Source organism: Candidatus Neomarinimicrobiota bacterium, from assembly GCA_022567655.1.
Taxonomy (GTDB): domain Bacteria; phylum Fidelibacterota; class SORT01; order SORT01; family SORT01; genus JADFGO01.
The window spans coordinates 1-6,258 of the sequence record JADFGO010000109.1; the positions used below are offsets into that span (position 1 = coordinate 1).

General features: G+C 43.6%; 7 protein-coding genes. All 7 read right to left on the reverse strand.

Annotated features, from left to right (window positions below; all coding sequences use genetic code 11):
- The coding region (locus tag IID12_09385; protein ID MCH8289300.1) for an FAD-dependent oxidoreductase at positions 1-311 on the reverse strand (311 nt) is incomplete at its 3' end.
- Positions 312-361: 50 nt separating this feature from the next.
- A complete protein-coding gene (hemH, locus tag IID12_09390; protein ID MCH8289301.1) occupies positions 362-1,354 on the reverse strand; it encodes a ferrochelatase in 993 nt (330 codons plus the stop codon).
- Entirely contained in the window at positions 1,351-2,745 is a 1,395-nt protein-coding gene (gene hemN, locus IID12_09395) for an oxygen-independent coproporphyrinogen III oxidase (GenBank protein MCH8289302.1), read from the reverse strand. Before hemN ends, hemH begins: the two co-directional genes overlap by 4 nt.
- A 2-nt stretch (positions 2,746-2,747) precedes the next feature.
- A complete protein-coding gene (locus IID12_09400) occupies positions 2,748-3,794 on the reverse strand; it encodes a uroporphyrinogen decarboxylase (GenBank protein ID MCH8289303.1) in 1,047 nt (348 codons plus the stop codon).
- Positions 3,795-3,845: 51 nt separating this feature from the next.
- On the reverse strand, positions 3,846-4,637 hold the full coding sequence (locus tag IID12_09405; protein MCH8289304.1) for a uroporphyrinogen-III synthase: 792 nt from the start codon (positions 4,635-4,637) through the stop codon (positions 3,846-3,848).
- 23 nt (positions 4,638-4,660) lie between these two features.
- Positions 4,661-5,614 carry a hydroxymethylbilane synthase gene (gene hemC / locus IID12_09410; protein MCH8289305.1) on the reverse strand — a complete coding sequence of 318 codons (954 nt, stop codon included), beginning with the start codon at positions 5,612-5,614 and terminating at the stop codon, positions 4,661-4,663.
- Positions 5,604-6,258 (reverse strand): hypothetical protein (locus IID12_09415; protein MCH8289306.1); only part of this gene is annotated, 655 nt, incomplete at its 5' end. The genes hemC and IID12_09415, both read right to left, overlap by 11 nt.

The window sequence follows — 6,258 nt, forward strand, 5'->3', positions numbered from 1 at the left end:
AACCTGGCGGAAACAGAAAACAAACTCGTGGTCGCAAAAGAAACAGGCCCGAGCGGAACAGGAACCGGTTTCCCTCGCTTCAAGATATAACGGTTCTTCTGAATATCGTTTGCGTATAGCACTTCATCTTTTAAGCCGGCAGCATCAACCGTTTCCAATAGTTCATTTGTTCTTCCTTGAAGTGTCGATGGTCCATGCTCGATGAGGAATCCATCTTTCAGGGTGGTGTTTATCACTCCGCCGACCCTGTCGCCGGCCTCGAACAAACAAACGGGAATCCCGAATTTATCAAGCCAGAATGCGGTTGACAAGCCGGAAATACCCCCGCCAATAACTGCAACCGGGACAGTATCGGATTCACTCAGTTCCAGGATTCAATCCCTTGATGCACCAGTTCTTTCAGAGCGCTGATAAATTTCGGAGAATCGTTCAGAGCCGGCATGACCTCATACCTTTCCATACCTGCTTTGGTCGCTAAATCACGGTTAAATATGCCGAGCTCAAAAAGGGTTTCTGAGTGATCATTCACGAAGGCGACCGGAATTACGAGAAGATTCTTAACTCCGTTTTTTCCTAATTCAGGTATGATCTTGTCCGTAGCGGGACCGAGCCATTCTACTTTGGTGACTCTGCTCTGGAAACTGATCGAATGGGGATTCCTGTTCTCCAATTTGGCCACAGCTAAGTCGACAGTAGCGCGCACCTGCTTCTCATAGGGATCCCCCTTTTCTATCACGCTCAGCGGCACACCATGCGCGCTGAACAAAAGATGCAGATCATCATCGCCGACACCGTTGAATTTTGCGACACCTTCCCGGATCTTCTCCGTGAGCGCATCGATATATGAAGGAAAATCATGGTAGTCGTGTATAAGTCTGAATTCTATATCGGCGTCTTTTCTTTTTTTTATAACCCGTTCAAATTCATGTAAACTTGACCCGGTAGAAGTAATTGAATATTGAGGATACAGAGGGAGAAGTATCACTTTTTTTATCCCTTCTGCGATCAGCTCTTCTACGGCGGTCTCCGTAAACGGATACCAGTAACGCATCGCTATATAAACTTTGAAATCACCATTTTCGCTTAGTTTAGATTCGAGCGCTTCTGCTTGTTTTTGTGATAGTCGGCGTAAAGGCGAACCTCCCCCGATCTTCTCATATATCTGCATAGATTCCGGCAGCCGTTTTCTTGTGATGTTCCACGCTAATATTGGGCGAAGGATTTTCCCCATAGGCAGGTCAATTATATCAGGGTCGTTAAATAGATTACTTAAAAACGGCTTTATGTCATCCAGAGATTCGGGTGCGCCCAAATTCAGTAAAATAACGGCGATTTTCCCCGAGTTTCGGTTCATATGGTTTTTGAAAATTTCTTTTCTTTGTTATCCGTAAGGTACTCATCGAATGACATTGTGATATTTCTTATGAGCAACCTCCCGGCTGGCAAAACCGTTATGCTGTCATCTGTTATGTCCAACAGACCGTCTACCCTCATCGGCTCCATTGCTTCAAGCGCATCTGAGAAGTGTTCATCAAAACTCAGATTGTTGGCATCGCCGAATGACGTTTTATCCAAATAAAAATGGCACATCAGCTGCATAATGATCTCTTTTCTCAGCCTATCTTCGTTGCTGAGTTTGTAACCCTTAAAAGTAGCAAGTTCGCCGTTATCGATTACTTCATAATATTCGTCCAAAGTTTTAACGTTCTGAGCGTAAATATTACCGACTTCACTGATCCCCGTTATTCCCATTGCGATAAGGTCACATCCTTTTTTGGTCGTATATCCCTGAAAGTTTCTGTGGAGCGTGCCGTTATTCTGAGCGGCAACTATTTCATCTTCGGGAAACGCGAAGTGATCCATCCCGATGAATTCATAGCCCGCGGAGGTGAACTCATCAATCACCAGATGGAGCAATTTAAGTTTCTCATCCGCGCTTGGAAGCCATTCATCTTTGATCAGCGTCTGATGTTTTTTCATCCATGGAACATGAGCGTAATTAAACGTGGCTATCCTCTCCGGTTTTATTTCGATAACCGTTTTAACCGTTTTACGAAACTTTTCGACGCTCTGATGCGGTAATCCATAGATAAGGTCTAAATTGATGCTTTTGAATCCTAACTCTCTGCACCAGTCAACCACCTGAGTCGTCATATCTTCCGGCTGAATTCTGTTTATCGCCTTCTGAACCTCAGGATCAAAATCCTGGACTCCCATACTTATCCGGTTGAAGCCGATTTCTCTAAAGGCTTCGAGATGCTCGCGGGTCAGTCCCCTCGGGTCAATCTCGACGCTGACTTCCGCGTCATCGTCAAAAGTGAAGCTATCTTGAATATATCCTCCGAGACCTATTATCTGTGATGGAAAAAGATAGCTGGGCGTTCCTCCCCCCCAATGCATTTGTGATACTTTTCGGCTGCTTTCGGTTAGTTCCGCGATCATATCAATCTCTTTCTTCAGATATCCGAGATACTTCTCTTTTTTATCATCGTCATGAGTTATCATCATGTTGCAGGCGCAGAAATAGCAAAGCGTGTCACAAAACGGAATGTGAAAATACAGCGAAAGATCCGCAGGCTCTGAAGAGTTATTCGTTTCGGCAATCTCATTTCGAAATTCGGCTGGTCCTATTGTTTCGCTAAACATTGGAGCCGTCGGATAACTCGTATATCTCGGTCCCGGTTTAGAGTAGCGTTTAATAAGCTCTTCATCAAACAGTGTAGACTGATTATTTTTATTTTCCATCATCAACTTTCTTTATGAAATTTAGGACTTTCCGATTTAACGGTCTCGATCAACGTTTTCACATTTTCCACGGGTGTTTCGGGCAATATCCCATGTCCGAGATTGAATATATGTCCTTTCCCCTCTCCGTATGCCTCAAGAACTTTTATCGTTTCCTTTCTAACTGTTTCCGGGTCTGAAAGCAACACCACAGGGTCTAAATTCCCTTGCAGGGCTACTCTGTCATTTACAATTTTCCTCGATTTGGAAAGGCTTGTTCCCCAATCGATTCCGAGACAATCAGCGCCGCTGTCGGCTAAGACGTCGACAGTGTGACCCGCGCCTTTTGCGAAAACAATTACAGGAACACTGCTGTTCAAATTCTTGATTACCTCTTTCATTGATGCGAGAGAGATATCAAGAAATTGTTGGGGGTTTAATAGTCCTGCCCACGAATCGAACAACTGAACTAAATCAGCTCCCGCATTTATTTGTAATTTAAGACTCCGGGTTACCGCTTCCGTCAATATTTCCAGCAACTCTTTGAATAAATCAGGTTCCTTGTATATAAAAGTTTTGGCATTGACAAATGATTTTGTGCTCTCTCCCTCAATCATATAAACAGCAAGGGTCCACGGCGAACCGACAAAGCCTATCAACGGTTTGGAATTATCCAACTTCGCTTTTACGCTTCTGATAGATTCCGAAACAAATGACAGTTTATCTTCAAAATCCGAGTTTATTCTCAGTCTTTCAATATTCGGTTCTGCGCGCAGAGGATTCTCAAACAGCGGACCTTTTCCCGGAATATAATCTAACGACATCCCCATCGCTTCGGGAATCAGCAGGATATCCGAATAGATGATTGCGGCGTCTACCCCGAGTAACTCTATCGGTTGAAGAGTAAGTTCCGCTGCTATCTCCGGAGAATGAAACGCTTCAAGCAGAGTTACTTTCCCTCTAATTTCGCGGTATTGAGGAAGATATCTCCCTGCCTGCCTCATGATCCAGACAGGAGTTCTGTTGACAGGTTTACCCTTGATAGCGTCAATGATTAACGAATTTTGCATAGTTACGGCTGTTTATTCCTTCATCGTATATGATAAATCTGGTGTCGTTCGTTAATTTTCTACGACTCCGGAAGATTTAGCCCAATTCTTCATCGCTTCGATCAGACCGGGCGCCGTATGCTCTTCGGGAACAATTTCCGTCTTGAAACCCAATCCGTTCACATATCTTGATGTCGTAGATCCTATCACTGCTACCGCTACCGATTTGTTTATGGTGCTTTCCGTGACTTTAATGGGAAGATGATTTAAGAGAACCCTAAAGGTCGAAGGGCTGAAAAATGTGGCAATCTGTATAACACCATCTTCAAAAAGCGAAATAAGTTTTTTTAAATCGACATCATCGTTCGGGATGGTGCGGTAAACCGGAACCGAAATCACGTTTGCTCCAATTTTGATAAGTCCGTTGATCAACCGTTCCCGACCATATTGTGCTCCGGGGAAAAGTATTCTCTTATCTTTCATATTCTCTTTGTCAAATGAATTCAAAAGATTGTCACCGTCATATTTTTCAGGTTGAAGAGAAACTTCCAATCCGAGATCCTCAAGCCTTTTTCTTGTCTTTGAGCCTACCGCAGCGATCTTTTCGGGCAACAGGTGACTTATATTTTTGCCGCTTTGTCCTGCCCGTCCGCAAAAACCGTCAACTCCATTGACGCTTGTGAACAAAATCCAATCGTACGAATTCATGTCACTGATAGCTGAGTCTGCGCTCTCCCATGATTCAGGCGAGTCAATTTTTATCAAAGGGACGGGGTAAGGAGTCCCGCCTTCATTCTCTATTAACGACTCAATTTCAGTCTGCTGATGGGCGGCGCGGGTAACCAGAACCCCGATATCATTCAAAGGTTTACTCATTTGTATTTATTCTATGCTTCAGGAAAAGGGTTAGAATTTGTTAGTTCTTTGATCTCACTCAAAATTTCTTCGCCTCCGTTTCGAAGCAATGTTTCCGCAAGCTCGATACCCAATTTCTCTGCGTTATCGCGATCTCCCGATAGTCTGTCTCTGACAGCCACAGCTCCGTTTAGACTCGTTATTTGGGCTTCGATTTTTAATTCGCTGTTATCGACTGTGCTAATGGCGCCGATCGGAACCTGACATCCTCCCTCAAGCCTTCTGAGGAGGCTCCTTTCTGCGGTTACGGCATCTGAAGAGTTTTTATCATTCAGAACTGATATGGTATCGGATATTTGCGTGTCATCGGTTCTTATCTGTATAGCCAGCGCCCCCTGCGCGACAGCCGGAAGCATATTCTTATGATCGAGTACTACACAATTTCCGTTTAATAGATTTAATCTTTTTAGCCCGGAGTAAGCTAAGATCAATCCCTCCCAATTAGACTCGTTGAATTTTCTTAGCCTCGTTGGAACGTTACCCCTGATGTCAACTGTTTTCAAATCCTTACGACAGTGTAATAATTGTGCGGCGCGTCTCAAGCTTCCTGTGGCGATAACCGAATCGGGTTTTAGCGAATCAAGTCCCATACCATCTGCCGTCATCAGGACGTCTGACGCTGTCTCACGGGCGGGTATGGCGCCGATTACCAAACCTTCCGTCATCAGTGTAGGTAAATCTTTACATGAGTGAACAGCAATGTCGATTTCCTCAGTCAACAGAGCCTGTTCGATCTCCCTGGTAAATACTCCCTTGCCTCCAATCAATGGAAGAGGCTTGTCAAGGACCACGTCACCTTTTGTTTTAATAATTCTTATTTCGATTTTAATATCTTGATAAGCCTTGATGAGTTCTTTTTTTACCCACTCAGCCTGCCATAACGCAAGTTCACTGCCGCGCGAACCAATAACCAGATTATCTACCATTCGTCTGTTTCTGAAGTCCGAACAATTTATCGAGAACTCCTTTTTTGAGGAGCAGTTCACGATGTGGACCATCATCATTTTTCAAAAAACTCAAGGGCTGATGGAGAAGTCGATTCACTAACAACGATGTGATTTTGTCAACTTGCTCAAATTCCTTTTTACTCATTTTATGACTATTGATAGCAAGTACTTCTTCCTTGACAATATTGAAGTGCTTTATAAGGGATTTTGATATATCGCTTTCTACATATTTTCGATGCCATTGTCTGAACGATTTCAGTTCGTTCAATACGATCACGTCAGCCTTGGTAACCGCTTGTTTCCGTAATTGGATGGAGTTTCGAATCGATTCATCTAAATTCGAAATATTAAACAAGTGAATCCCTTTTATCTTACCTATTTCCGGATCGACGTTTCGAGGCATTCCGAGATCGATAAATACTTTCGGTGACTTGAATTTTCCTAACTTCTCAAGTGCCGAACGTTTAATTATTTGTTTGTCCGCATTTGTAGCGGAAATCAGGCAATCTACTTCGGGAATCAACTCATTTACCTCGTCTAGTCTGATTGGAATACCGCCATATTTATCTGATAGAGACTTTGCTCTGCTTTTACTCCTGCTGGCGATATAGTATGATTTGAGT